Source organism: Bdellovibrio sp. KM01, from assembly GCF_013752535.1.
GTDB lineage: Bacteria > Bdellovibrionota > Bdellovibrionia > Bdellovibrionales > Bdellovibrionaceae > Bdellovibrio.
The window spans coordinates 1,296,392-1,320,852 of sequence record NZ_CP058348.1; the positions used below are offsets into that span (position 1 = coordinate 1,296,392).

Annotated in this window: 27 protein-coding genes and 1 tRNA gene; 9 read left to right on the top strand and 19 right to left on the bottom strand. The window is 44.9% G+C overall.

Going from position 1 to position 24,461, the window contains the following annotated elements; genetic code table 11:
• Nucleotides 1-54 precede the first annotated feature (54 nt).
• Nucleotides 55-1,725: an energy-dependent translational throttle protein EttA gene (gene ettA, locus HW988_RS06420; RefSeq protein ID WP_181606724.1), complete on the top strand. Its 1,671-nt coding sequence runs from the start codon at nt 55-57 to the stop codon at nt 1,723-1,725.
• Nucleotides 1,726-1,741: 16 nt separating this feature from the next.
• Here the strand turns inward: ettA and HW988_RS06425 are convergent, their stop codons facing one another.
• Entirely contained in the window at nt 1,742-3,004 is a 1,263-nt protein-coding gene (locus tag HW988_RS06425; RefSeq protein WP_255490237.1) for a HAMP domain-containing sensor histidine kinase, read from the bottom strand.
• Nucleotides 3,005-3,039: 35 nt separating this feature from the next.
• Entirely contained in the window at nt 3,040-3,444 is a 405-nt protein-coding gene (locus HW988_RS06430) for a J domain-containing protein (RefSeq protein ID WP_181606725.1), read from the bottom strand.
• 277 nt (nt 3,445-3,721) lie between these two features.
• Between HW988_RS06430 and HW988_RS06435 the strand changes: the two genes are divergently transcribed.
• From HW988_RS06435 to ahcY, 3 genes are all read left to right on the top strand, one after another.
• A complete protein-coding gene (locus HW988_RS06435) occupies nt 3,722-4,135 on the top strand; it encodes an SWIB/MDM2 domain-containing protein (RefSeq protein ID WP_142699667.1) in 414 nt (137 codons plus the stop codon).
• 355 nt (nt 4,136-4,490) lie between these two features.
• On the top strand, nt 4,491-5,273 hold the full coding sequence (map, locus tag HW988_RS06440; protein WP_255490238.1) for a type I methionyl aminopeptidase: 783 nt from the start codon (nt 4,491-4,493) through the stop codon (nt 5,271-5,273).
• Nucleotides 5,274-5,317: 44 nt separating this feature from the next.
• Nucleotides 5,318-6,730 carry an adenosylhomocysteinase gene (ahcY, locus tag HW988_RS06445; RefSeq protein ID WP_181606726.1) on the top strand — a complete coding sequence of 471 codons (1,413 nt, stop codon included), beginning with the start codon at nt 5,318-5,320 and terminating at the stop codon, nt 6,728-6,730.
• Between the two features lie 57 nt (nt 6,731-6,787).
• On the opposite strand, the gene HW988_RS06450 is transcribed toward ahcY, so the two are convergent.
• The 3 genes from HW988_RS06450 to HW988_RS06460 form a co-directional block, all read right to left on the bottom strand.
• Nucleotides 6,788-7,432 carry a transporter substrate-binding domain-containing protein gene (locus HW988_RS06450; RefSeq protein WP_181606727.1) on the bottom strand — a complete coding sequence of 215 codons (645 nt, stop codon included), beginning with the start codon at nt 7,430-7,432 and terminating at the stop codon, nt 6,788-6,790.
• A gap of 237 nt (nt 7,433-7,669) precedes the next feature.
• Nucleotides 7,670-8,329: a hypothetical protein gene (locus tag HW988_RS06455; RefSeq protein ID WP_181606728.1), complete on the bottom strand. Its 660-nt coding sequence runs from the start codon at nt 8,327-8,329 to the stop codon at nt 7,670-7,672.
• A gap of 47 nt (nt 8,330-8,376) precedes the next feature.
• Nucleotides 8,377-8,622, bottom strand: a complete 246-nt coding sequence (locus HW988_RS06460) for a hypothetical protein (protein ID WP_181606729.1) — start codon at nt 8,620-8,622, stop codon at nt 8,377-8,379.
• A 239-nt stretch (nt 8,623-8,861) separates the two neighbouring features.
• Between HW988_RS06460 and HW988_RS06465 the strand changes: the two genes are divergently transcribed.
• Entirely contained in the window at nt 8,862-9,152 is a 291-nt protein-coding gene (locus HW988_RS06465) for an Hpt domain-containing protein (protein WP_181606730.1), read from the top strand.
• 65 nt (nt 9,153-9,217) lie between these two features.
• Here HW988_RS06465 and HW988_RS06470 read toward each other — a convergent pair whose 3' ends face one another.
• The 3 genes from HW988_RS06470 to HW988_RS06480 form a co-directional block, all read right to left on the bottom strand.
• Entirely contained in the window at nt 9,218-9,478 is a 261-nt protein-coding gene (locus HW988_RS06470; RefSeq protein WP_181606731.1) for a hypothetical protein, read from the bottom strand.
• Between the two features lie 131 nt (nt 9,479-9,609).
• A complete protein-coding gene (locus HW988_RS06475) occupies nt 9,610-9,870 on the bottom strand; it encodes a CsbD family protein (protein WP_181606732.1) in 261 nt (86 codons plus the stop codon).
• Nucleotides 9,871-9,888: 18 nt separating this feature from the next.
• Nucleotides 9,889-10,464: a hypothetical protein gene (locus tag HW988_RS06480; RefSeq protein ID WP_181606733.1), complete on the bottom strand. Its 576-nt coding sequence runs from the start codon at nt 10,462-10,464 to the stop codon at nt 9,889-9,891.
• A gap of 213 nt (nt 10,465-10,677) precedes the next feature.
• Here HW988_RS06480 and HW988_RS06485 point away from each other — a divergent pair, with 213 nt between their 5' ends.
• Nucleotides 10,678-12,087, top strand: coding sequence for a sigma-54 dependent transcriptional regulator (locus tag HW988_RS06485; protein ID WP_181606734.1), 1,410 nt, complete (start codon nt 10,678-10,680; stop codon nt 12,085-12,087).
• 28 nt (nt 12,088-12,115) lie between these two features.
• Here the strand turns inward: HW988_RS06485 and HW988_RS06490 are convergent, their stop codons facing one another.
• From HW988_RS06490 to HW988_RS06500, 3 genes are read right to left on the bottom strand one after another with little or no spacing between them, the layout of a single operon-like run.
• Nucleotides 12,116-12,508, bottom strand: a complete 393-nt coding sequence (locus tag HW988_RS06490) for a TM2 domain-containing protein (RefSeq protein ID WP_181607632.1) — start codon at nt 12,506-12,508, stop codon at nt 12,116-12,118.
• Between the two features lie 23 nt (nt 12,509-12,531).
• The gene (gene orn / locus HW988_RS06495; RefSeq protein ID WP_142699679.1) at nt 12,532-13,059 is read right to left on the bottom strand and encodes an oligoribonuclease; all 528 of its coding nucleotides are present in this window, start codon (nt 13,057-13,059) and stop codon (nt 12,532-12,534) included.
• Between the two features lie 21 nt (nt 13,060-13,080).
• Entirely contained in the window at nt 13,081-13,482 is a 402-nt protein-coding gene (locus tag HW988_RS06500) for a response regulator (protein ID WP_181606735.1), read from the bottom strand.
• A gap of 250 nt (nt 13,483-13,732) precedes the next feature.
• Between HW988_RS06500 and HW988_RS06505 the strand changes: the two genes are divergently transcribed.
• Nucleotides 13,733-13,809: transfer RNA gene (locus HW988_RS06505), tRNA-Asp, on the top strand.
• Between the two features lie 85 nt (nt 13,810-13,894).
• Here HW988_RS06505 and HW988_RS06510 read toward each other — a convergent pair.
• Nucleotides 13,895-14,785 (bottom strand): hypothetical protein, encoded by an 891-nt coding sequence (locus tag HW988_RS06510; protein ID WP_220128813.1) that lies wholly within the window; start codon nt 14,783-14,785, stop codon nt 13,895-13,897.
• A gap of 114 nt (nt 14,786-14,899) precedes the next feature.
• Nucleotides 14,900-15,643, bottom strand: coding sequence for an ABC transporter substrate-binding protein (locus HW988_RS06515; RefSeq protein WP_181606737.1), 744 nt, complete (start codon nt 15,641-15,643; stop codon nt 14,900-14,902).
• A gap of 218 nt (nt 15,644-15,861) precedes the next feature.
• On the opposite strand from HW988_RS06515, the gene HW988_RS06520 reads away from it, so the two are divergent.
• Nucleotides 15,862-16,644, top strand: coding sequence for a hypothetical protein (locus HW988_RS06520; protein ID WP_220128814.1), 783 nt, complete (start codon nt 15,862-15,864; stop codon nt 16,642-16,644).
• A gap of 61 nt (nt 16,645-16,705) precedes the next feature.
• On the opposite strand, the gene HW988_RS06525 is transcribed toward HW988_RS06520, so the two are convergent.
• A complete protein-coding gene (locus HW988_RS06525; protein ID WP_181606739.1) occupies nt 16,706-17,632 on the bottom strand; it encodes a JmjC domain-containing protein in 927 nt (308 codons plus the stop codon).
• A gap of 91 nt (nt 17,633-17,723) precedes the next feature.
• Between HW988_RS06525 and HW988_RS06530 the strand changes: the two genes are divergently transcribed.
• Complete coding sequence (locus HW988_RS06530; RefSeq protein WP_181606740.1) at nt 17,724-18,248, top strand: gamma-glutamylcyclotransferase; 525 nt, start codon at nt 17,724-17,726, stop codon at nt 18,246-18,248.
• 21 nt (nt 18,249-18,269) lie between these two features.
• On the opposite strand, the gene HW988_RS06535 is transcribed toward HW988_RS06530, so the two are convergent.
• The 5 genes from HW988_RS06535 to HW988_RS06555 all read right to left on the bottom strand — a co-directional run bounded on the left by HW988_RS06535 (nt 18,270) and on the right by HW988_RS06555 (nt 24,289).
• Complete coding sequence (locus tag HW988_RS06535; RefSeq protein ID WP_181606741.1) at nt 18,270-18,815, bottom strand: glutathione peroxidase; 546 nt, start codon at nt 18,813-18,815, stop codon at nt 18,270-18,272.
• Between the two features lie 150 nt (nt 18,816-18,965).
• Nucleotides 18,966-19,655, bottom strand: a complete 690-nt coding sequence (locus HW988_RS06540; protein WP_220128815.1) for a transporter substrate-binding domain-containing protein — start codon at nt 19,653-19,655, stop codon at nt 18,966-18,968.
• Nucleotides 19,656-19,767: 112 nt separating this feature from the next.
• A complete protein-coding gene (locus HW988_RS06545; RefSeq protein WP_181606743.1) occupies nt 19,768-21,468 on the bottom strand; it encodes a GMC oxidoreductase in 1,701 nt (566 codons plus the stop codon).
• A gap of 12 nt (nt 21,469-21,480) precedes the next feature.
• Nucleotides 21,481-22,584 carry a DUF6765 family protein gene (locus tag HW988_RS06550; RefSeq protein ID WP_181606744.1) on the bottom strand — a complete coding sequence of 368 codons (1,104 nt, stop codon included), beginning with the start codon at nt 22,582-22,584 and terminating at the stop codon, nt 21,481-21,483.
• A gap of 1 nt (nt 22,585) precedes the next feature.
• Nucleotides 22,586-24,289: an alpha/beta fold hydrolase gene (locus HW988_RS06555; protein WP_255490239.1), complete on the bottom strand. Its 1,704-nt coding sequence runs from the start codon at nt 24,287-24,289 to the stop codon at nt 22,586-22,588.
• Nucleotides 24,290-24,461 lie beyond the last annotated feature (172 nt).

Below are 24,461 nucleotides of genomic sequence, written 5' to 3' on the forward strand. Positions count from 1 at the left end.
TTTGACAAGCATTTTCACTCTTAATAAATTGGCGCTTTCAAACGGGGTGACATCATGTCTCAAGAGATTATCTACACAATGAAAGGTGTAAGTAAAGTATATCCTCCAAATCGTTACGTTTTGAAGGACATTTACCTTTCTTACTTCTACGGAGCAAAAATCGGTGTTCTAGGTCTGAATGGATCTGGTAAATCCACTTTGCTTAGAATCATGGCAGGAACAGACAAAGACTTTTTAGGGGAAGCTTTCCCTTCTAAAACCATGAAAGTGGGGTACTTCGAACAAGAACCTCAATTGGATGATTCTTTGACTGTTAAAGAAAACATCTTTGCAGGCATGGGCGAACTTCCTAAGGTGATGGCGGAATACAACGCGATCAACGACAAATTCGCAGATCCAGATTTGGATCCAGATGAGATGAACAAACTCATCGATAAACAGGGTGCTCTTCAAGAAAAATTGGATGCTTTGGGCGCATGGGATGTCGATCAAAAGATCGAAATCGTGATGGATGCTCTTCGCTGTCCAGATGGTGATATGGGTGTGACAAAGCTTTCAGGTGGTGAAAAACGCCGCGTGGCTTTGGCTCGTTTGATCATGTCGGAGCCAGATATTTTGCTTTTGGATGAGCCAACGAATCACTTGGACGCAGAATCTGTGGCATGGCTTGAACAATATCTTTCCAAGTTCCCAGGAACGGTCATCGCCGTTACCCATGACCGTTATTTCTTGGATAACGTTGCTGGTTGGATTTTGGAGTTGGACCGTGGTGAGGGTATTCCTTGGAAAGGGAACTACACATCTTGGTTGGAGCAAAAAGATAAGCGCACAGCGAACGAACAAAAAGATCAGGCTCGCAAAGCTAAAACTTTGGAAAAAGAGTTGGATTGGATTCGTCAGGGAGCTAAGGCTCGTCAGGCGAAATCTAAAGCGCGCATTTCTAATTACGAAAACCTGCTGAAGGAAGCATCTCCAGAGAAAATTCAAGAGATGTCTATCTACATCCCGCCAGGGCCTCGTTTGGGTGATATCGTGGTTGAAGCCAAAGGTATTACCAAGGCTTATGATCACAAAGTTCTTTTGGATGACGTTAGCTTCACGATTCCCCGTGGTGCGATCGTGGGTGTTATCGGGCCGAACGGCGTCGGTAAATCCACTTTGTTCCGTATGATCACCGGCAAAGAGTCTCCAGATTCCGGAACTTTCAAAGTCGGTGAAACAGTGAAGATTTCATACGTGGACCAAACACGTGAGACCTTGGATCCGAACAAAACAATCTTTGAAGAGCTTTCGGGTGGCGCAGATGTGATCCAATTGGGAACACGTGAGATTCCATCTCGTCAGTACGTTTCATGGTTTAACTTCTCTGGTTCTGACCAACAAAAGAAAGTCGGTCAGTTGTCAGGTGGTGAGCGCAACCGTGTGAACATGGCGAAAATCCTTAAAGAGGGTGGAAACCTTTTGCTTCTGGATGAGCCGACGAATGATTTGGACGTGAATACAATGCGTGCCCTTGAGGAAGCTCTTTTAGAGTTTGGTGGATCTGTTGTGGTGATTTCGCATGATCGTTGGTTCTTGGACCGCGTCTGCACTCACATCATGGCGTTCGAAGGGGATTCAAAAATTGAATTCTACCCTGGAAACTTCACTGAATACGAAGAAGACCGCAAAAAACGCCTGGGCGAAAATGCAGGTCCAAAACGTATCAGATTTAAAATGGTTTAAATTAAGAACGAAGCTCTCACTCCGCGAGTGGGAGCTTCAGCGTGACTCTTGTTCCTTGGGGGTGAGAGTCGGTCACGGTCTCGGCGGATGTGACTATGATCGATCCGCCTAGCATTTGAATGTATTCTTTTACTAAAGGCATACCATAGCCAGTGCCTTTTTCTCCATGAGTTCCCGCGCGATTCGTCTGACTGGCAATATTGAACAGATTTTCCAGAATCTCCGGTGGGATGCCCACGCCATAATCTTGAATAACAATAGAAACGACTTGTTCCTCTGTAAACGCGCGAATATCGATACGATCCCCTGAATGAGAGAACTTAACGGCATTGCTGATGATGTTTAAAAGCACCACGTTCCCCAGAATCGTTTTTTCGGCGTTCACCAGCATCTTGTCTCGGGACATATCTAAAGAGAGCTTAATACCCTTTGGGGCCGCCAAGGCTTCGGCATTTTCATAGATGTCGTTCAGGATTTTTGCCAAAGACATCGGGCGCAGGGGAAGTTTCGCTTTTCCATCTTTGATAGATTTTAAGTGGCGCACTTGATTCAGGAGATTGTTGATCTCCTGAACTGCACGTTCCATCTTTTCCAGCTCATTACCGCCCGTAGACTGTTCCTCTTTGGCGCGAATCAACTGCAGGGTCATAGACGACAGGGTGTTAGCGATATCGTGCAAAAGCACGCGCAATAGGTTTTCCACATCGTTGTGTTTTTCGCGCAAATTTTGGGTGTAAGCTGCTTCGTTACGCAAATAGACATGGGTCGTAAAGCTGGTGAACCCAATAAAGACGATCAGATTCAGAATCAATTCTTCCCGGAACACCTCGGGGGAGGGAATCAGATTCGGGCCCGTTTGCATATTGTGGTTTAGCCAAAATACTGTGAAGGTGGCCGCGACACAAAAGTATCCCGAGATCGCACCACGTGTTCCAAAAAGAATGGCCGTCGCCAGTGGAACGACCGCCAACCAATAAATCCCCGGAGCAAACAGTCCCCCGGTCAGATGAATCAGCATAATCATAACGAACACTAAACAGAGCAACAGCAGGACAGCAGCGTGGGCATAGAGCTTAAAGCGGTACCACAGCAGTGGTGGTCCCAGCAGGATCGTCACAAACAGCGGAACCAGGATGTCATTATATTGAGGAGCGGCAAAAGCGTAAGAGAAACGATAGATATAGAACAAAGACATGAGGGAGCCCACGAAGTACATAATCTTCAAATAGAGCAGGCGTTTGCGATGGTCCTCGAATGGGAGTGAAGTAAATACCTTCATGTGTATTTAAAGTTTCGGATTAACGTAAGTTATTCTTAAGACTGGAAAACGGATCTAAGAGATTCGAAATGTTCCTTCAGCTCCATGAACTGCTGAGCGTTTCCGCCGTGGTCGGGGTGGAGTCTTAAAGCGGCCTGACGAAAGGCTTTTCTCAATTCAGTCTCAGTAAAACCCTCTGACAAACCATGGATCCAGCATTTGAAAAACTCAAAAGCTTGGCGTTGTGCCGGGGAGAAACAGTGAGGTTTACGCTGTGGACGAACTGCTGGGCGAGGATATTGTCCACGTGGAGTTTGCAGTTCTGTCTTATTAATCTGACCTAAAAGATAGGCTAAATGGATCGGATCGGAGTCCATGACAGAAGAGTAATTTGCTTGATTCGTAGGGGTCTCACCCATCTTTTCACGCAAAATTTGTTTGAAACTCGACTGAAAACTCATGCCTTTCTATTCGGAAAACCATGGATTTCAAGGAGTCTAGAGGTTTGAAGTGGATCAAAATTAGACCTTTTTCCCTCGAGAAAAGGCGGTTTCTCGAGGGAAAAAGGGTGTTTTCCGACGTGAAAAGGCCGTCTTCAGAGGGAAAAATGCGGTTTTTAGAGGGGGTGCGAAAAAAAATGGGGGTCCTGCATTTTTTTTTGGACAAACGCCTAGACTTGGATACACACTTAACTCATTCGAGATAAACAAGACAATAATCCTAACGGAGGAATTAACAATGGCAAAAGCTACTAAAAAAGCTACTACTAAGAAAGCTGCTCCAAAAAAAGCTGCAGCTAAAAAAGCAACTACTAAAAAAGCTGCTCCAAAAGCAAAAGCTACTACTAAAAAAGCAGCTCCTAAAGCTAAAGCAGCAAAAGCTCCTAAAGCTAAATCTGCTCGCAAACCAAATGCAGCATTCATGAAAGCTTTGACTCCATCTGCAGCTTTGGCAGCAGTTGTTGGTGCTTCTCCACTTCCACGTACTGAAGTTGTTAAAAAACTTTGGGCTTACATCAAGAAGAACAATCTTCAAGATTCTAAAAACAAACGTAACATCAATGCAGACGCAAAACTTAAAGAAGTTTTCGGTGGCAAAACTCAAGTTAGCATGTTCGACATGACTAAACTAGTTTCTAAGCATCTTAAATAGATCTTAGTTATCTAAGAGTGAAAAAAGCCTGGGGTGACCCAGGCTTTTTTTTTGCCTTCGTGTCGGAATGGTTGAAAAGCGGCCATCTGCTGCGTTGGAGCGGGCCGTCCTCGCTCCAGCGTACATTGAGTACGCCTGCGCTGCGGGCGGCCCGCTCCGCCTTGCAGCTGACCACTTTTGAACCATCCCTCGGGCCAGTGTTTTACGATCCCGGTGTTTTCTTGCTGGCTGGCCCTTTCGGGCGCCGCTGTTTTGGCTGGTCGTCGCCTTTGGCGACTTGGCGCCGCTGGTTTGGGGGCGGGCTCGGGTTTTGGTTTCGTTTGGGTAATCCTTGGCTTGGAAGTGGGAGGGGGGTGTGTTATACCTTTTTCCTATGGGAATTAAGCCTCTTTCTCTTGAAGAGATCAAAAAAATGACTGTGGCCTGCAGGATTGCGGCCGATACTCTGACTTATCTTGAAAAGTATGTGAAAATCGGGATCTCTACTCAGGAGATTGATGAGCTTGCTAATGATTTTATGCAAACTCGTGGGGCTAAGTCGGCGTGTTTGGGGTATCATGGGTATCCTAAGTATACTTGTACTTCTGTGAATGAAGTTGTTTGTCATGGTCTTCCAGATCCTGCGGTTGTTCTTAAGAATGGTGACATCATTAATGTGGATGTGACGGCTTGGATTGATGGATTCTTTGGGGATACTTCACGTATGTACATGATTGGTGATGTTTCTGATGAAGCTCGCGATCTTGTGGAGACGGCGCAGTTGGCTCGTGACAAGGGGATTGAGGCGATCACTCCTCGTGGATATACAGGTGATATTGGATTTGAAACTTATAAGTATGTGACTCGCAAAGGCTACACGGTTGTTAAAGAGATCGGTGGTCATGGTGTCGGTCGTACTTTCCACGATGAACCTTTTGTTCCTGCGTTTGGAAAAAAGGGTAAGGGCGAGCGCCTGGTGCCTTTCCACTGTATCACGGTGGAACCGATGGTGAATCAAGGTGTTGAGGATGTGGTGGAATTTGCTATTCCGGGCTCTTCTATCAAGTACTACAACACGGCGGATGGGAAATTGTCGGCTCAGTATGAGCATACAGTTTTGGTAACTGATACGGGTTACGAAATCCTGACTCTGCCATAAATTTATTTTTTAATATTTTTTTAATTAACAAAGGACGTTTCAAAATGGCTCTTACAACGACGAATGGAAAAGCGATGAAAAAGAACGCAAAAGCTGCTGTAGCGGTGAATTCTAAAACAACAACTTCTAAAAACAACCGTGACTTCATGGTTTGCAAAGAGGCTATGGAAAACCCAGAGGTTTTCGCTAAGCTTGCGAAATGGGGTCGTGAAGAGATCTCTATTGCTGAAACTGAAATGCCAGGTTTGATGGCCCTTCGTAAAGAGTACGGAAAACAAAAACCATTCAAAGGTGCAAAAATCGCTGGTTGCTTGCACATGACCATCCAAACTGCCGTGTTGATCGAAACACTTGTAGAGCTTGGTGCAGAAATCCGTTGGTCTTCTTGCAATATCTTCTCGACTCAAGATCACGCAGCCGTTGCGATCGCTGCCGCTGGTATCCCAGTATTTGCTTGGAAAGGTCTAACTGAGACTGAGTTCAACTGGTGTATCGAACAAACTATCACTGGCTGGGGTAAAGATGGTTTCAACTTGATCCTGGACGACGGTGGTGATTTGACGAACATGATGCATGAACCACGCTTCGCTAAAGAATTGAAGAAAATCATTGGTATCTCTGAAGAGACAACTACGGGCGTTCACAATCTTGAAGTTATGTTGAAAGCTGGCAAATTGAAAGTTCCAGCAATCAACATCAATGACTCTGTGACTAAATCCAAATTTGACAACTTGTACGGTTGCCGCGAATCACTTGCTGACGGTATCAAACGTGCGACTGACGTTATGATCGCTGGTAAAGTATGTGTGGTTGCTGGCTACGGTGACGTAGGTAAAGGTTCTGCGCACTCTATGCGTGGTTTGGGCGCTCGTGTTCTAGTAACTGAAATCGATCCTATCTGCGCATTGCAAGCAGCTATGGAAGGTTTCGAAGTTGTGACTATGGAAGAAGCAGCTCCATTGGGCGATATCTTTGTAACTGCAACTGGTTGCTGCGATATCATCACTGAAAAGCACTTCACTAAAATGAAAAACAACGCGATCGTTTGTAACATTGGTCACTTCGACATCGAAATCGATATGGCTTGGATGAATAAAAATTCAAAAATCCGCGAAGTTAAGCCACAAGTGGACATCCACACTTTGAAAAACGGCAACCAAATCATCATCCTTGCAAAAGGTCGTTTGGTGAATTTGGGCTGTGCTACTGGTCACCCAAGCTTCGTAATGTCGAACTCATTCACGAACCAAGTTTTGGCTCAGTTGGAACTTTACACAAATCGCGACAAATATCAGGAGATCGCTGTTTATCGTTTGCCTAAGCACTTGGACGAAAAAGTGGCAGCTCTTCACCTTGGTAAATTGGGTGTGAAGCTGACGAAGCTTTCTCAAAAACAAGCTAAGTACTTGCACATGAACCCATCGGGTCCATTCAAACCAGACCACTATCGTTACTAAGTTCTTTTTTATACAAAAGAATCAAAGCCTCGCTGGAAACAGCGGGGCTTTTTTAATTTAAGGGTTCGTATTCAAAGCGGGGCGGATGTTGGGATATTTGCTCAAATCACCGTGGAGGAGCACCTTAAGGGCCGCTTCAAATTTGGGAAGATCTTTTTCGAATTTCTTTTTCATAGAAACGTAAACAGGCACTTTTACAAAGGGCTTTTCCATTGCCAGGATGGTGCCCCTTGCTTCGGGGTTGGCGTTGACGGTGGCTTTGCCGACCTCTCTGATGGTAATGCAATAGTCGGCCTTTTTTTCGATGACGGTTTGAATGCAGTGAAATGGATTTGATGTTTGAATGAACTTCAAACTCTGTTTTTTTGCCTCACGAATAATGGCGGCATTGTTTTTAGAGATCGCACCACGATATTTACTGAGGTTTTTTTCTGTTATTGGGCGAACTTTGGAATAAAAGATGGCCCCTTCCGCTAACGCCACTGGAAATGACGTCGTAATGATGGCATCGCGACCATCTTGGTCGGCTAAGTCATCATAAGCGACCGTGTCCACACTTCCGGATTTCAGCATCTCGTAGGAGCTGTGAATCGGTATTGGAGTTATCACTACTTTATAACCGATATCGGAAAATGCCTGAATCAGAATGTCGTGATACTCCACCAAAGCTTGATTGCGCGTGTATTTGTATGGGGTGCCCATGGAGACCTCTTGCACAGGTTCCGCACTGGCAGCGAATGCCGTAGTCACAAATAGGGATAAGAGCCAATTCAAAATAGGCGCGCCTCTGAGTATGAAGTTTTAAGATATTTGGAATTTACTAAAGGAAGAGGCGTTTACAAGATTTTTTTGAATCTTAACCGAATCGTCATGAAGTGGGGAGAGAAATAAGGAACGGGCAGCCCGGCTCAACGAAGCTGCCCGCAGTGTGAAGGGAGTTTAGAGATTGACAGGGAAGGACAGGCTTACGATGTAGCTCTTGTTGTGTCCGTCGATGCCATCTAGGTTCCCAGAAAGGGGACCGGCTTTTTCAATTGTAGTTTTGTCATAAGTTGCGTCTTGATACTCAAGGTTGATGCTGACGCTTTTTACGTAAATACCAGCGCCAATGCGGTAACCTTTAAGATCAGAGAACTTCGCGTCAACGCTATTGATCTCTTCTGGATTCAAAGCGCCCGTCATGATGTAAGTACCCCAAACGCGGATACCAGCCAGTGGTGTTTGCACACCCAAAGTCAAACCAGCATCATAAGCATCTGAAGATCCATCTCCATTCAATGCTGAAGAGTCATATGTCGGTTTTGAATAACGACCATCTACACCCAAGAAAAGTGATTCATAGACATGCACACCAAAGCGCAGACCTAAACCGAACCCTTTAAGGTCTTCTTTGGATTCATTTAGTGGTGATGGCCATTTTACTGTCACGTCTCCAGTTTGGTATGTCAGCATTGGTTCGATGAACATGCCACCTGGTTTGATATCGCTTGAAGATGAAGATTCAGTCGTTGTTTCAGTGGTCGTTTTATCTTGAGCATATACGGAAGGGGTTGCCAAGATAGCGATCGCTGCAATGCTAAGTGCTCTTTTGAAATTCATGTTGTGCTCCTAAAAAAAGTCCTGAAAAAATTGAATCGGAAGCGAAACTAGTTCGCCATGTCTTTTACTTCTTCTTTAACTTCGCCGGCGCGATTTTTAAGCTTTTTGCCAGCGCATTCCATTTTTCCATTCACCATTTCGCAACCAGCTTCTTCAACGCGGTTGGCACCTTTTTTTATATTTTTCTTGGTGTCTTGCGCTGCTTCTTTTGCGGTGTCTTTGATGTCGTTCGCGAAGCTGTAAGATGTGCCAAACAACAAGCCAGCCATTACAAGTGAAGTGAAAAATTTCATAAACATTCTCCTTTATCTCAATTAAACGGGGATATTTTCCCGTGCATGTTTCATACAGAATGGATATTGCAACTGGGATGCCGAGTGTGAAATGCAAATTAAATCGATTTTAAACCCAGGATGCTAAATGACGGGGCAAGATTCCACAGTGCGAGGTAAAATTGTCGCTCCAAATAGGGCCTTGATGAATTCTGGGACTTTCATTTAGAATGTGTGCATATAAACATGTGGGGTGCATTGTGAGTGATGATGATTTCAAAGTTTCACCCGAAGACCAAATTCGTTATTTGCTTCGTCGCATAGGCGAGTTGTCCCGTATCGAAGAGGGTGGAGTGATTGATTTTGAATTGGCAAAAAAGCTGGGACATCAAATTAAAGGGAATGCTGATACGTTTGAATTTCCCAATTTGACGGCGACAGCGAAAGAGTTGGAAGCGATGGCTCTGAGCCAGAATGATTTAGGAGTTAAGAACGTAACTCGCACGCTTTTGAATTCTATGCGCGAACATTTGAAACAGCTTGCGCCTTAAAAAAGAAAAAGCCACGGTATCGAGTCTTCAGGTGACACCGTGGCTTTAAAAGTTTTGATCAATGATTAGTTCTTGCGATTTCCGCGCATCAATAAACCACCAATAAGTAGACCCAAGCCAGCGGCGCCAGCGGCAACGTAAAGTGGATTTTTCTTGGCAATTTTCACGGCTTTATCAGCATATTCCATCGCGGAATCTTTCAAATCAGCTGCGTAATCACTTGCAGCTTGTTTCGCATCATTGAAATCAACGCTATTCACTGCATCTTTAGTTTTATTAAATGTCGATTTACCTGTTGATACCATTTGGTCTGTAGTTTGTGCCATGTGGCCTCCTTGTTGAATCGTCATGGTTGAGAGAGAGACCGCCCCCTTGTTTTCTCGGCGGAGAAATCCAAAGGGGCGGCGGAGAACCCGTGACCGCTGAAGGATCCAGTCACGGCGAACAATAACTTTACTTAGTGATTGCGTTTGCGTTCTGCTTCGTCACGTCCTTGACGAAGTGAATCCTTGGTGGATTCCGCATATCGGCTCATCAATGTCGATACTTTTTCAGATGCATCTTCTTTCGCCAGGCCGTAACGTTGTTGTACGATACCAGCGATCGCTTGAGCATCACCTTTTGTTTTTTCAAATTCGTCGTCAGTGATATTGCCCCACGTTTTGCGAAGCTCACCTTTGATTTCGTTCCATTTTCCTTGGATGACGTCTTTATTCATAACTACCTCCTGGTTTGGTTATTCGTATTTTACTAGGACTACAGCTTTAGAAGCTTTGTTTCCTACCAATGCTTGGCGGTTGCCAACGTCATTTGGTGCAGCCCCGATGTTTTCAAATGTCGATTTTGTTTTGTTGTCCTCTGAATTTACTAGCTCAGAGAAAAAGCCTGGGCGTTTAGCCATATTGTGACCGTCGATATCAGCGTCTGATTGAAGATCTTTTTTAAAGAAATCTTTCACTGCCGCTACACGATCGTCTGCCAGCTTTTTGTCGTTGCTCGCAACTTTTTGCCCCTCAGCAGGGTATTCGCGGTCAGCCCAAGCCAAAACTTGGATCTCTTTCACTTCGCCGCGAGCATTTGCTACGCCAGCAAGCTGACGAAGTTTTTGCTTCTCAGTGTCTGTCACAGTGTTTTTGCCTTGCGGAAAATCGATCACTGTATAGTAAGTCGCGCCGACTTCAGCAGCTGCTTGAGAAACTTTAGATAGAGTTTCTTGTTTTGCTTCTTTAGGTTCCGATGTTGCGCAACCTACTGCGAATGCTGCTGTAGCTGCCAACGCCGCCGTTCCGAAAAGCACTTTTTTATGCAACATAATCGTTATCTCCTTCTTGTCATTTACAGGGCTTAACGCCCCGGACAAAATATCAATATGCATTTCGAGGGCCACTCGACTTTTCTGCTCAAATCAAAATTATCGATAACAGAATCTGTACAACATTACGTTTGGGGCAGAAACGGACTTTTGAGTTGTAGCTAAATGCCTCATGGGTTTTTAATTGGCTCATCAACTGGGGGTACAAAAGTTATGAATTCTCCAAAACATATTCTACTTATTGAAGACGATTTGGATCTTGCGGAACTGGCGGTTGCTTACTTTAGACAGAAAGATATTGCCGTTCATCATTGTTCTGAACCGCTTGAGGCACTTCAAAAAATTAAATCTGGCAAAGTCGCGCCCGATGCGATTATCACCGATTTAAATTTGCCACAAATGTCGGGTGTGGATTTCATTCGCCAGATGCGCAATGAAGGTTTGATGGTGCCGATTATTTTGGTCACCGTTTCAAACGACGTCGACACAGCCGTGTCAGCAATCGAAGCGGGCGCTTACGACTTCGTGGTAAAACCAATTCATTTCCCGCAATTATTGATCTCTGCCCAGCGCGCATTTAAGTATAACTATTTAAATCGCGAAAATAAAAACTTGCGTGATGCCATTGACCAATCGAAAGGTTTAAGTCCTGACGGTATCATCGGAAAAAGCGAAGGCATTCGTCGCATCATCGAGCTTTCAAAACGTGTCGCAAAAAGTACTGCGACAGTTTCTATTACGGGTGAGTCAGGTACAGGGAAAGAGGTCTTCGCAAAAGCCATCCATAAATGGAGCAATCGCGCTGACAAACCTTTTGTTGCAATCAACTGTTCGGCTATTCCTGAAAACTTGCTGGAATCTGAACTTTTTGGTCATGCCAAAGGTTCGTTCACCGGAGCTCACGATAAAAAGTTGGGCTTATTCGAAGAAGCTGATGGTGGAACTTTGTTCCTGGATGAAATCGGTGACTTAAATCTTTCACTTCAAGCAAAGCTTTTACGCGTGCTTCAGGAAAAAGAAATTAAAAGAGTCGGTGAAAATCAATCTCGTTCTATTGATGTGCGCGTAGTGACGGCCACTCACAAGGACTTACGGGCTGAAGTTCAAGCCAAACGTTTCCGCGAGGACTTGTTTTTCCGTTTGAATGTCATTCCCATCACGATTCCACCTTTGCGCGAGCGCCGCGAAGACATTTTGCCATTGGCCGAGTTTTTCCTGAAAAAATTTGCAGATCTAAATAACTCCGGCATCACTGGCTTTAAAAAATCTGCGAAGGAATTCCTGCTAACACAAAATTGGCGCGGGAATGTCCGTGAGCTGGAAAATGCGGTTGAACGTGCTGTGGTCCTAAGCTCCGGTCCCGAGATCGACGTTTCTGCCTTCCTATTATTTGATGACGGTCCGATTCAACAGGAAGATGAAGTGGATGATCGTAAAAATGCGTTTGTCTTCCGTTACGGTGAGACGGTGGCACCTTTGCAGGAGCTTGAGAAAAAGTACATTCAGTTCGTCTATGAAAAATGCGACCGAGTCAAAGACTTGACGGCAAAGACCTTGGGGATTGACCGGAAGACCTTGTATCGCAAACTTCAAGATGAAGTTGGCGCCGAGTTATCGCACTAAAAAAAAAGCCGGGGAGACCCGGCTTTTTTTATTTCGTATTTGCTTCTGACACTTGGGAGTTCAGCGTCCAGAAATCCCAAAGGGAACCGATTCCAAAAAGGCCTACGGTCAGTAACCAGATGATTCCAGTGACCCATTTGCCCAGGTAAAAGCGGTGAAGACCGAGATATCCCAAGAAGGTCAAAAGGATCCACGCAACGGTGTAATCATTTTTTCCGCTGCGATAATTTTTCGCCGCATCTTTGCTCATGCCGGGAATCAGAAAGATATCAATTAGCCAACCTATGCCTGCCAAACCTAACGTCAAAAACCAGATGGTTCCGGTGATCGGTCTGCCATAGTAAAAACGATGAGACCCGGTAAATCCAAAAATCCACAGAATATAACCGATGGTTTTAGAGTGAGTTGGGGTTGGCACCAGAAGCTCCTATCAAATTGAAGAAACTATTTTTTAAAACTTAAATTGTCGCAGTAATGACGAAGTTCTTGGATGCTTTCGCGGATATCATCCAAAGCGCGGTGGCTGTTCGTTTTTTGATAAACGTATTTGAACTTGTTATTGATGATCACTTTCCATGAAGACACATCGACCTGACGGTAGTGCAGGCGGCCCGCAAGATCTGGCATGTACTTATTAATAAACAGACGATCTTGCATGATCGAGTTACCGCCCATGACCGGGCGGTCTTTGGGATCTGGCCAATGTTTTTTCACTAAATCGACAAGCTTGGCTTCGGCTTGGTCCTCAGGCATTCCATTTGGAACCTTGGCAGTCAGGCCGGATTTCTTATGGTGCTCTGTATTCCAGGCATCCATGCTATCCAAGAATTTTTGCGGTTGCTTCACAACGGTTTCAAAAACATCCAGCTCTTTAAAGTTTAAGTCTGTGACGATTGCTGCGACTTCGATGATGCGCTCTTTCTCAACATCAAGTCCCGTCATCTCCATATCAAGCCAAAAAATTTTGTCCATTTGATTTCCCGTCGTTAAAACTTATTTTGGCGTAGCCGTGCCAGTTTGCAAAGCTGTTTCAACCGTCTTGATCAGCTTTTTCTCGTCCCAGGGTTTATCGATCAGTGCGAAGACACCCAGCTTTTGTGCCTCTTGCATGATGTCCTTTTGGCCGTATCCTGTGTGCATAATGAACGGCGTGTTCATACCGTTCTCACGCATCCATTTAAGGACCTCAAGTCCGCTTTTCTTAGGCATTTTTTCGTCAGATAAAACGGCATCGTAGTGGCCTGATTTCAGCTTTTCGATACCTTCAATGCCATTGGCTGCGGTATCGATGGATTGGGCTGAGTCTTCTAAAATAGCGGCCAGAACTTCGCGAAGATCTTCTTCGTCATCAATGATGAGGAGTTTGCCGGTACGTGCAGGTGCTTGAATAATCATGGGACAAGTATGTCTGAAATAAACGGGGGAGTCATCGGATGAGCCCCGCAAAATCGTGGTTATCAGCTGTATAGTTGCACAGAAAAGCCTGAGATTTCCTATGTTTGCACAAAAATGCAGCATCCAGCCCCGAATCGGTGTCTATTGTGCATCAGTGAAAGGGCAGAACCAAAAGAATCATTAAAATATTTAAAATTAATGTTGATCTGCTGGGGCCGAGTAGCTATAACAAGTCTTCCAAAACACCACTGGGGTGGTAGTTAAGTTGGTTATAACGTCCGCCTGTCACGCGGAAGGCCGCGGGTTCGAGTCCCGTCCACCCCGCCATTTTTTCTCTGAAAACATGGCCAAAATCACCGAAGCTGAGTCTTCGGTTTTTTTATGCCTTTCGCCAGGATCAAATTTCAAAGTTTTAGTCAGAAAGAATGAACTTACTAGTGGGGTCTTTTTTTGCTTCTGCAAATTTCACGTGCAGCAGCTTCATGGCAAGATCTAATTTTGCATATGCACCATGATCTCTGATACCCAAGTCGTTATTAAGAATGTGCCACGAGATAGATTCCCATTGTGTAAAATAGTATATTGAACATTCAGTTTGAGGGTCAATCTCTTGGAAATGCTGAATAGATTTTTCGATAGTATCCAGTAGAGCTCTAGCCTCGGATGAAATCTCCATTTTTTTACTTAATGAGATTGTCTGCATTTGCTTTTGAATCGATTTAATTTCTTCATAATAGATTCCAGATTCACACTTGTTATTGAGTTTTCTGAAATTATCGTTACAGCTGTAATACTTGATAGTTTGATCTGCATTGCCTATGTAGAGCGAGGTTTTTAGATTTCTTATTGCGTAGTAAGTGTACGGCAGAGCAATCTGGCGATATTCCTCGGTGAACTTTTCAGTGGAGTAGAGGGCCGTGGGAGAGCCTTTTTCAAATATCGTTTCATTCTCAAGAAGTACTGCTGCATGCACAAATGATTGTTCGAAATTTGAATTGGAGTTGGCGATGATCAGTATATCTCCGGGTACTGGATTCCCTTTGTTTTCGTGACAGGAGAGACTGAGATAGTACTTTAATTCCATCGTACTTGTTTGATAAAGATAGTCTGTAAAGCCTGTCACAAATGCCGTGGCGTTATAGCAGTTCGGCCCAGGATGAAATGTCTGATGCCCTTCTAGCGAATGAATCCTCCTGTTTTGCATATCACTCAGTGAAGCCGCAGAGTAATCAGGAGTTATGAAAACAAAGAACGAAATAGCCACTGTACAGGTTATAGACAGGGACGGAAATAGGGCTGCCATTATTGAAAATAACGCTCTCAAAATCAACGTATTGAGTCCCTGAGGTAAGTTTTTAAATAAATGAGCCATCAGTTGAGGTGTTACAAATGTCGTTCCAAGAATTGCGAAATCAGGTTAGTCGATGTAGGAGCTGCCGTATTTTCGAAATATGGCCTTCAATTTGCCCGAAGTTTTGATTTCGTTGATGGCTTTGTCCAAATCTGCTTTTTTTACACGACCTTTTCGACTGACAGAGCAGACTATAGGGTAATCGCGCAGGAAAAGCTCTTCTCTGTCCTTAGTGATGTTGGGATTATCCATGCGGAAATAATCGATAAATATTTGATCCGTAACGACGTACTGGATACGCCCACTCATAAGCTTCTTTAGATTGCCTTCTTCAGATACGTTGTCGTCACGTTTGATTTTACCGGATTCAAAATAAGGGTCCAGGGAGGGATAGACATATTGCAGGATCGTTCCGATGGTTTTGCCCTCTAAACCACTTACTTTTTTCGGCATTGGTGCGGGGCCTAAGATAATTTCTCTTTTAATAAAAAGCGTTTTTGAAAAATCATGCTTACCAACGGCATCATCCCACACTGTGCTTGTATAGCAGAGGATATCTAATTTGCCCTTGAGCAAATAGCTATTAAGTCGATAGTGAGTCACCATACTAAAACTTGCTTTGCGGTCCATGGCCTCGGCCAAGGCGTTGACATAATCGACAACAAGACCTTCGTACTTTCCTCTATTTGCAAATACCAAAGGAGGAGCAAGTCCCTCCGGAATTGCCGCACGAATTTCAGTCTTATCTTCCGCTAGCACTGTCTGTGAGTGCATCAGAAAGAAAAAAAACAACAGGAAAATATGTTTCATTTATGGTGTTCATTTTATGTGACTTCAAAATGAATCGCAACAAATGACAAAGTCGAGGCAAGTTTCCAAGCGCATTTGTAATTTTCGAGAAATGAAAGAGACAGTCTCAAGGCGATGGGGTCCTTATGAATTCAAGCAAGATATGTAATTTAAAATGTTAAGCCAGTAGTCGTATTACAAATGGGATTGATCTGATCGACTGTCTTTAGATGGGAAAAATGCTGTTGGAACAAATTGAAATCTTATATTCTATACCTCTGGTGTTGGTTTCGGTTTATATCACCTTAATTTTTTGGATGGCAGCGGCGATTGGAAAGTGGATCGGAAATAAAAGAAAGTCCGTGAAGGCGCCGGCTGATGGCTCCAATTTTGTTCCGACGACAATCCTGGGATTGATGGCGCTGGTCCTGGGGTTTACTTTTTCAATGGCAGTTTCTAGATTTGATCAAAGAAAAAACGCCTTGGTTCAAGAAGCGAATGCTATCGGCACCGCTTATTTGCGGGCGCAGCTTTTGCCACCACAGTTTGGAAACAATTTGCAAAGTCTGTTGAAAGAATACGTCGACGTGCGGATTTCGTTTCATCAGACAAAGGCAGACCGATTGAAGCAGAACGAAGTGGACGAACGAACTTCCCGGTTACAAGATCAAATATGGAAGTCGTTAATTCCCCTGACCAGCCAACATAAAGATCCTATTGTCGCTTTGACTGTGGCATCTGTAAATGACGTCTTCGATAGAACTTCTGAAAGGAAAAGTACATCACTCAACAGAATTCCGGAGTTGGTATACTTTATTTTGATATCCATCGGTGTGTTCGGTGTTTTCTCGATGGGTTATGTGGATGGCCGAAGCAAGAATGGGACAGTATTCAATATTATTGTTCTATCATTTCTTTTTTCATTGGTAATTAGTCTTGTCTTGGATATCGATCGACCTCAGCGAGGTCTTATCCAAAACGATCAACGCCCTTTATTGGAACTGAAGGAAAGTTTTCGTTAAGTCAATAGCCATAAGCAAAGGTTCAGGTAGTTGGTGCCAACGCCGCCAGAGCGTTCATTGCTTAGATTAACCCGCCCTCAGTTAGCAGCGCGGCTCCAGAAATCCCGGGCAGCTCTTCCGTCAGATTTTTTACCAAGAATTCAAAGCGTTCGATGGCTTGCTCTTTGCGAGCGGTATCGGTGCCTTCTAAGCCGTCTGCGAGCTCACGCCATTCAGGAGAGCGCAACAATACCTCTTGCAGGGATTTAGTAAATACATCAGCCCAGGTCGGTTGGCTGAAAGTAAAATTCAAAGACAAAGAGTCCTCTTCGGTTGTGGTTTCGTGCCAGTAACCGCGCGGAACGAATAAAACGCAGCCGGGTTTCATGACACAAGTCATGCTGTCATCCGGTAACTCTTCAATCAGATGGGCGTGACATTGCTTTTCAAGGGCCGCAGGCATTTCCAAGGAACCCGTGGTGAAGCGCTCGGTAGGGAAATCGACGGATTCATTCGGAGCCAAACGCCAAGTTTTTGTGCCCTGAATTTGAATCACGAAATTGGCATTGGCATCGAAATGCAGACGAGTTCCACAACCTGCTGGTGTTGCATAGGCGATCGAGCGCGCTTTGCACAGATCATTTTCCTCTCCGCCCGTGACCAATCCCAAATCCTGGCGGATTTGTTTTAACGAAGCGGCAATGGTCGCATCCTGACTTTGCATGGAATCAAAAACCAGGGTCATATTGTTGCGATAAGCCTTTAAAGCGTCGGAGGGCTCCAAGTGAATCGAACTGTATTCGTCATCAAAATCCGGCAGGCACGCACGAACTTTGCGTTGGCGGGCCGCGATTAACAGTTCCAGATCTTGCAATTGCGGCAGATCAAAGATGGTTTGAAGCTTGCCGGGAGTGGGTTGAAGGAACAAAGGCTCCAGGGGCCAGTTGGAGCTAAAGAATTCTTGAATACTAATAGGAGCTATAAGATCTGCCAGGCCGATTTTTTTCATGGACTGACTGTAGCAAATTGCTGATGGGGCTTCAATAAAAAGCCCATCCATTATAAAATCTGGTATGAGCTAATAACAAAGGACACCGACGATGGACGCCCACTACGGCAAAGTGATGCAAGCAAGAGATCAAATTAAAGATAACGGTAGCAGACTGTATTTTGCCTATTCGGGAGTATTGGATCGCGAAGCTTTTGAAGTTTGGCTGGAAGAACACAGCTATCAGTTTTTCAACCTACCTGAAGGCCAAGTGGCCGAAGCGAAGGGTGTCGATTTGATTTTTGACTTTCCCTCGCGCTGGTGGGGAGGGCGAGTTGCTGGCTTGGTCGAAAAAGAAGGCTCTTCTGTTTTTGGAAGGCTTTTTGAAATTCCCGCGAAAGAATGGCCTATTGTTCAACACAAAGAAGGTGTTGTGACGGGGATGTCCGTGGAAACGACTTTGCGGGTTTCAGTTAATGGGCAAGAGTTTGAAGCAACGGCCTTTGTCACTTCGCCAAATCGACGCAGTCTTGAGGGACCTGTTAGTGAACGCTATGTGGAAGCATTGGTGCGAGGCGCACGAGCTTCGGGATTGCCCGAAGAATACATAGCTTCATTACCTGGTAAAGCTCGATAACCCCTCCACGGCCGTCCGCATTTATTTAAGTGCGTTTTCGATCGCTTCGATCAGCATCGGATCATCAGGGGTTACATTGGGTGCAAAGCGGTCGATGATTTTGCCGTCACGACCGATCAAGAACTTTTCAAAATTCCACAGGATGTCGTTTTTGTTTTCCCGGTGAATGCCGTAACCTTTAAGAACTTCTTCAAAGTCTTCGCCAGCTTTCTTACGAGCATTGGGCTCGGTCTCCGTCAGAAATTTATAAAGCGGGTGCTGACCTTCGCCTTTTACCACGATCTTTTCAAACATCGGAAATTTGACGCCGAAGTTGGCACGACAGAATTCTTGAATCTCGGTGTTTGTGCCGGGCTCTTGCCCTTCGAATTCGTTCGCTGGAAAACCCAGAACCACAAAGTTTTGTGATTGATATTTTTGAAAAACTTTTTCCATAGCCTCATACTGAGGTGTGAGGCCGCATTGAGAAGCCACGTTTACCACTAACAAAACTTTGCCTTTGTATTCGCCCAGATTGGTATGGATACCGTTGATATTTTTTAACGAAAAATCATAGATAGAATTCATGGCCTAGCTCCTTAGGTCAGCGATGCGCGGATTTTCTATGATTATGCAGTACGATTTATTCCGTACAAGAACATGCTATGTCGCAGGCAGTTACCGAAGCGGAGAAGGACGCGTGCAAGAGTAGCCTCGTGTAATCTAATGTGCCGGGATTTATAAAGTATTTTTAAAGTTAGCGTACTTGTCTTTGATCTTTTTCCAGGTGCCATCGGCAACGACTTCATTCACGGCCTGAGTGATGGCGGCAAGGTCTTCAGACCTTATGCTGGAACGGTAGTAAATGACGATGTCATAATTTTTTGATTGATCCGCAATGCGTATGAAGTCTGATTTCATATCCAACGTATTTTGAAAGTATTGATTTACGAAATCGGTATGTATCACCGCCAAGTTCTTTGTCCGTTTCAAAAGTTGGAAAGTGTTTTGAATGGTGGGGGCCGTTACAAATCGCTGCTCGCGTTGCAGTTTTTCAGTTTCTTCTGGCGTAAAGTAGATTGTCACGGCGGGAAGTACAAGAAAGCGGATAGAGGGATCATTGATGGCCCCTTCAATACTCTTAATTTTATTCTTAAGAGAAGAAGAGATCAGCATTTCTCTGGGTATTGACTCAATTTTTATGGACTTGGCTGCTCGATCAAAGGTGGGATTTTTTACGGTCATAACCACCAAATCCACACGATGTGCTTTTAGCTCTATCAGCAGTCGGGAGCGGTTTAACGGGCTTGACGTAAATTTGCAATGTGTTCGTTTAACCAGTTCATCAAGGAATTCGACACTGACCCCAGTGTCCCGTCGGTTCGCGCTATCGCGCATATACAGAGGTTCTGATTCATTTAACGCCACTTTATAGGATCCGATACAAGAAGTCGGGGAGCCTTGAGCAAAACAACAGGTCAAAAATGATAGAACGAAGGCAAACCTCATGAGATCAGTCTATCATCCGTCCAACTTGGTTCTAACTGTCTTTCAACAACTCTTTCTTTTCTGATTCGAGTACTTTGGTCTTGGCAGGAATTTGGTCAGCAAAAAGCTCTGCCACTGCCGCAATCGTTAAGGAAGGATTCGTGCCCGTCGATGTGGGCAGAATACTTCCGTCGACGACATAAAGCCCTTCATAACCAAAAACCTCACCACGAGTATTAACCAAGCCTGTTTCCTCGCTGTCACCCATAGGGCAACCACCTAAAGGGTGAACGGCAATAACTTTATCCAAATGAGTCAGGGGGTTGTCCAGGAAAGTTCCTCCCAGATTTTCTGCGACCTTTTTCATTTCCTCGCGCATGCGATTGAAATGTAAAGAACTGGTTTTTATGTCCCAGTTGATGACGGTCTGGCCATCCTCTTGAAGGGAAACCACGCCATCGGAACGATCGCGACCCATTCCCAAAAGAACCATCGCTTTACGCGTAAATGATCCGCGATCCAAGGCCGATGCAAAATCATCACCGACATTGATTTCAGTGTTTGTTTTTAGACCCAGAATTTTGCGGAAATATTTTTTCAAAGTGCTTCCCATAAGGCAAAGCGCGCCGATCATACCAGAGATTTGCGGGACCTTGCCGGAAATATACCAAGCGATAGCATTGGGAAAGCCGGCGTCTTCCAGATACATTCCATGCGGAAATCCGTCTGGATAGTTCTTTAAAGAGTATTTGATGGCACCCGTGATAACCGGTCCGTTTGTGGGATCCAAGTTTTCTTTCGTGTTTAAGACCATCCCCAACAAATCACCATTGCCACACCACTTTTGACCCAACCAACGATTGAGTTTTGGAAGACTGCCGCTCTTTTTCATTTTCAGTAACAGGGACGTCGAGCCCACCGAGCCTGCAGACAACACCACCTTTTTGGCCGTCAAAACGATTTCCTGGGCAGGAAACTGCGGCACATGAAAGGTGATTTTATAGTGATCATTGATGTATTCGATCTTGCTAACCTCCGCCTGAGTTCTGACGTCAAGGCTGCCGGCATTCGACTTTAGATTTCGTGCGCGGAAAATATAGTTTAAGTCTAAAGTGTTTTTTGCGTGGATATTGCAACCCAGATCACATTCGCCACACTTGTTACATTTAGATTGAATAGCACCGTGGGAGTTCAAGGTCTGATGACCCGGGAATTCACCCTCAAAGCGCACAGCCAAAGGCGGCAATTGAAACTCTGCCGGAGTCAGCGCTGCGGGATTCTGCTGCATTTGCAGGGAGGCCTGTCGAAGGGCCGCGGTTTTTGGAGTGTCCTGATAATAGGGGTCACGGTTAAAAGGATAGGGGCGAGCTTCCATCATCGAAATGACTTTGTCGTAGTAGGGTTCTAGCTTCTGTCTGGTAAATCCACCAGGCCAGCCAGCGAAAAATTCTTCAGGCATGCGATACAGGACATTCGCGTAAATCAAACTGCCGCCGCCCAGGCCACTTGCCGTCAAGGTCATGACGTCACTGCCCGGAGTATCCCGAAACTCCATCAAACCGAATTTGCCGTCTTCGGGATCCCAAAACATATTTTCCTGAATTTCGTTCGGGCGACGTGGGAATTCGTGCATTTTCCATTGGCGACCACGTTCCAATAAGCAAACGTTGTATCCTTTTTCCACCAGACGACATGACATCACCGAGCCGCCAAAACCAGAACCAATCACCACATAGTCGAAATCAAGCTTCATATAGATAAATCCTTACGCGACACAAATTTGATATTTAGGCAAAACGTCATGCAGAACCGTAAAGCGATAGAATAACAAAGCATCATGCATCAGCTTCCAGTTTGATTTTAAAAAATCCTCTTTGTAGGGAACATTGGTAAATTCAAAATCGTCATTCAGCTCAAAGTCCTCAAAGGCTTCGGCGAGCCAACTTTCGGGACCTTCGGGAGAATACTTCCACGTGTCGGTGCCGAACTGAAAGCTTCCGCATTGAATATGCTCGCGCCATTTTTCCAGACGCTCATCACCTTCTTCGCTGTCGATGCTTTCAAGCAGTTCCTGCACTTTGCGAAGATCCTGATCAAAAATTTTTACGATGGGGAGATTGTTGGCCTTGCGCACTTCCTGATAAAATTCCAGAACGTGTTTTACGGCGAGCATATAGTCAGCAGGATTATTGCGTTGTACTGTATGCCCTTGCCAGTCTTGATAGCTCCAGCGCAAATAGGGGAGATCCGGATAGGAAAGTACCGTTCCGTGACCGATGGGATTGTACTCGCCCACAAAAAATGAACGAACCCAATCATAAAATCTGCGAAAAGGATTCCTGCGATAAAACTTTTTCCGATAGTTCATCATCCCTGTATCCAAAGCACCTTCACCATCATAGATATCGCCCACTTTGTTGATCTTATGGGTGATGCCTGCAAAGCCCTGGTGAGCCCAGGTATCAACAAAGGCATGGGTGGTGACACCCAACAGGTGATAACCGAAAGTCTTATTAAAATTTTGAACACAGCTTTTAACGACGTCCTGAGCAATCGCGCTGTTGGGGCGGCAGACTAATTTTTGCGCCAGGGGATCAACGCTGGAATCACGAACTTCATTGCCGGGTATAAAGTGAAAGGGAATCCACACGTGATGGTTGGCCAATTCTTTAAAATTTCGATAGTCCAGCATCTTGTGGGCACTGGCGCGAAATTCATAGGCGGAGCAGTTCTGAAATAAAATTGTGCCGGAATTGACGGCATCATCGACATACTGTGAACTGCTGGCGATGGTATTGGCTTCAAAAGGGGTAAAGCCACTCATTCGAGCCAAGATGTAAGTAACTCCCAGATGAAAATCGATTTGCATATTAGACCTTTTGTTTTTTTAAGAATGCCAGAATTTTTGGAAAGACTTCGATGTGGGCATACTGGCCCATGAAAGTATCTTGATGTCCATAACCTGGAACTTCGAAATACTCGACGGCGGCCTCGTTTCTGCCTTTCTTTAAAGCTTCATAGGTCATTTTGTTTGAGCCGGGAAAAATATTGTTCTCGGCTCCGCTGATAAATAGTGTCGGCGGCATGTCTCTTTTTTGACATTCTTGCAGATAGTTTTTCGACTTATCAAAAGAGACGGAAGCTTTCGCGAAAAGCATTTTTCGAATGTGTCGATAGTAGTGAAAGCTGGTACCACCAAATAAGTCCACCAAGCGACGGTGAGTCGTTGGATGGATATTTCGATGAACGTAGGCCGCTGGATATCCCCAGCCCCACATGAAGCTGACCAAATGACATGCGGGCTCTTTGCATTCATGACGAATCCCGCGCTCCATCCAGTAAAGCCATTTCCCAAATCCCGGTCCCGGGAAGTAAGCCATGCGCGGGCTGACGTAAGCATATCCAAAAACATACTCCAAAACTTCGGGCCCAAAGAGCATTTTGATAAATGCCTGCCAGCGAACTTTGGGGGTGAGGGACACGCTGTTTGAAACGATACTGGAAATACCTGTGACGTGTCCACCGGCCAAGGAAGCCATGAATGAAATTGAACCGACGCAGTGACAGACCACGTGAATCTTTGTGTCTTCGCCGACCTGTTTGCGGATAAATTCCACAGCAGTGGGGATGTCATTTTTAGCGATATCGTCGAGGTTATAGCGATGAGGGCCTAGATTATAAGTGAACCGACCGCTGCCTCGCCAATCCAGCGACCATACATCGGTAAAGCCATTGCTGTGGAGGTAGTTTACGAAGTTTTGATGCTCGGGCATGATGAACATATCTGTAGAGGTGGTCAGTCCATGCAGGAGGAGAACTATGTTTTTCGATTCTTTGACTTTAAAGCGCTGAACAGAAATCGTCAGGCCATCCGGAGTGTCTAACGGATAAAGATTTTTCTCTCCCATAACCACACCTTGAGTGGTGTTCATAGGATAAATGTGTTCATTCCACCTTGCTGCGGTCGTGGTGAAAATAAATGGCGCATAGGACTGCCAAAGGTTTTTCGCAAAAACATTCAGAAACTTTACCATGGCCTCTTGCTCTGCGAGAGCTGAGGGAGCGTTACTTTTAAAGGTCGTCAATTGCTTGATAAAGTCGCTGACTGAGATGCGCAGAATTCCCACGCCATTGACGTTCTTGGTTTCGCCTGGATTATAATCAGAGTGTCCTTCCCAGATATAATAATACAATGTCGTTGTTTGCGACCACATCTCGAAGGAATCCTCTTTGATCACTTCCTTAAAACCAAAGAATGTCCAAGGTTTCCCCTGTTTGTCTTTCAGGAAAAGCGTGTAGTGCATTTCTTTTGCCGTGTCCCTGTCTGAACTTGCCTCGGGGCGTACGAAAAGATTGAACAGTCCTTTTTCAATGTTGAAATCAGTAATCGTACCCATGGCTCCGGCTTGCAGCTGGGGATCGGCAATAAAAGAATCCACATCTGAAACTTGAATTGTCAGGGTGAATTCAAACGGTACTCGAGGCGAGGACTCTTCCAGAGTTTCAAAGTCAGATTTTTTTAAAGGGTTTTGAGTTGAGAGAACGAATGGTTTGGCCATGAAATGGCCAGCCATTCTCTCGGTGAATTCGAGAGTGGTTTTTGAAAGAGTCATCACAATCCTTTGTTTATGTCAGAATAGGGGGATTGGAATTTTCAGTAAATCAACAAAAGCGAATGAGGACCAATGGGCGGTGGGCGAAAGTTGCAGGCAAAAGTACGCATCGGGGGCTAGAGAAAAGTCGGTG

Excerpts from the sequence above, each read along its gene's own strand:
- HW988_RS06500 (WP_181606735.1), bottom strand. The coding sequence starts at position 13,482 with ATGATTATTCAAGCACCTGCACGTACCGGCAAACTCCTCATCATTGAT.
- HW988_RS06510 (WP_220128813.1), bottom strand. The coding sequence starts at position 14,785 with ATGGCAGCCCTATTTCCGTCCCTGTCTATAACCTGTACAGTGGCTATT.
- HW988_RS06455 (WP_181606728.1), bottom strand. The coding sequence starts at position 8,329 with ATGAATTTCAAAAGAGCACTTAGCATTGCAGCGATCGCTATCTTGGCA.
- HW988_RS06515 (WP_181606737.1), bottom strand. The coding sequence starts at position 15,643 with ATGAAACATATTTTCCTGTTGTTTTTTTTCTTTCTGATGCACTCACAG.
- HW988_RS06485 (WP_181606734.1), top strand. The coding sequence starts at position 10,678 with ATGAATTCTCCAAAACATATTCTACTTATTGAAGACGATTTGGATCTT.
- HW988_RS06545 (WP_181606743.1), bottom strand. The coding sequence starts at position 21,468 with ATGAAGCTTGATTTCGACTATGTGGTGATTGGTTCTGGTTTTGGCGGC.
- HW988_RS06530 (WP_181606740.1), top strand. The coding sequence starts at position 17,724 with ATGGACGCCCACTACGGCAAAGTGATGCAAGCAAGAGATCAAATTAAA.
- ettA (WP_181606724.1), top strand. The coding sequence starts at position 55 with ATGTCTCAAGAGATTATCTACACAATGAAAGGTGTAAGTAAAGTATAT.
- HW988_RS06470 (WP_181606731.1), bottom strand. The coding sequence starts at position 9,478 with ATGGCACAAACTACAGACCAAATGGTATCAACAGGTAAATCGACATTT.
- HW988_RS06450 (WP_181606727.1), bottom strand. The coding sequence starts at position 7,432 with ATGGGCACCCCATACAAATACACGCGCAATCAAGCTTTGGTGGAGTAT.
- HW988_RS06435 (WP_142699667.1), top strand. The coding sequence starts at position 3,722 with ATGGCAAAAGCTACTAAAAAAGCTACTACTAAGAAAGCTGCTCCAAAA.
- HW988_RS06475 (WP_181606732.1), bottom strand. The coding sequence starts at position 9,870 with ATGAATAAAGACGTCATCCAAGGAAAATGGAACGAAATCAAAGGTGAG.
- HW988_RS06525 (WP_181606739.1), bottom strand. The coding sequence starts at position 17,632 with ATGAAAAAAATCGGCCTGGCAGATCTTATAGCTCCTATTAGTATTCAA.
- HW988_RS06460 (WP_181606729.1), bottom strand. The coding sequence starts at position 8,622 with ATGAAATTTTTCACTTCACTTGTAATGGCTGGCTTGTTGTTTGGCACA.
- HW988_RS06535 (WP_181606741.1), bottom strand. The coding sequence starts at position 18,815 with ATGAATTCTATCTATGATTTTTCGTTAAAAAATATCAACGGTATCCAT.
- HW988_RS06480 (WP_181606733.1), bottom strand. The coding sequence starts at position 10,464 with ATGTTGCATAAAAAAGTGCTTTTCGGAACGGCGGCGTTGGCAGCTACA.
- HW988_RS06555 (WP_255490239.1), bottom strand. The coding sequence starts at position 24,289 with ATGGCTGGCCATTTCATGGCCAAACCATTCGTTCTCTCAACTCAAAAC.
- HW988_RS06425 (WP_255490237.1), bottom strand. The coding sequence starts at position 3,004 with ATGAAGGTATTTACTTCACTCCCATTCGAGGACCATCGCAAACGCCTG.
- orn (WP_142699679.1), bottom strand. The coding sequence starts at position 13,059 with ATGGACAAAATTTTTTGGCTTGATATGGAGATGACGGGACTTGATGTT.
- HW988_RS06430 (WP_181606725.1), bottom strand. The coding sequence starts at position 3,444 with ATGAGTTTTCAGTCGAGTTTCAAACAAATTTTGCGTGAAAAGATGGGT.
- ahcY (WP_181606726.1), top strand. The coding sequence starts at position 5,318 with ATGGCTCTTACAACGACGAATGGAAAAGCGATGAAAAAGAACGCAAAA.
- HW988_RS06520 (WP_220128814.1), top strand. The coding sequence starts at position 15,862 with ATGCTGTTGGAACAAATTGAAATCTTATATTCTATACCTCTGGTGTTG.
- HW988_RS06550 (WP_181606744.1), bottom strand. The coding sequence starts at position 22,584 with ATGCAAATCGATTTTCATCTGGGAGTTACTTACATCTTGGCTCGAATG.